The following is a 476-nucleotide window of genomic DNA, read 5'->3' as shown; positions in this document are numbered from 1 at the left end:
CCTATCCTGACTACAAGGGTATCTAATCCTGTTTGATACCCGCACCTTCGAGCTTCAGCGTCAGTTGTGCTCCCGTAAGCTGCCTTCGCAATCGGAGTTCTTCGTCATATCTAAGCATTTCACCGCTACACGACGAATTCCGCCTACGTTGTGCATACTCAAGTGAACCAGTTCGCGCTGCAATTCAGACGTTGAGCGTCTACATTTCACAACACGCTTAATCCACGGCCTACGCTCCCTTTAAACCCAATAAATCCGGATAACGCCTGGACCTTCCGTATTACCGCGGCTGCTGGCACGGAATTAGCCGGTCCTTATTCGTATGGTACCTGCAAAAAAGCACACGTGGCTCACTTTATCCCCATACAAAAGCAGTTTACAACCCATAGGGCCGTCATCCTGCACGCTACTTGGCTGGTTCAGACTTTCGTCCATTGACCAATATTCCTCACTGCAGCCACCCGTAGGCGAGTAAT

The 476-nt window shown here is 50.2% G+C and carries 1 rRNA gene; it reads right to left on the bottom strand.

The window, feature by feature from the left end:
• Positions 1–476 (bottom strand): 16S ribosomal RNA (locus C2862_RS25590); the annotation flags it as partial.

Origin of the sequence: Massilia sp. Mn16-1_5 (genome assembly GCF_004798585.1) — a bacterium.
Lineage (GTDB): Bacteria > Pseudomonadota > Gammaproteobacteria > Burkholderiales > Burkholderiaceae_D > Telluria.
Note: the sequence above shows the minus strand (reverse complement) of the source record. Positions and strands in the feature narration are given on the sequence as shown.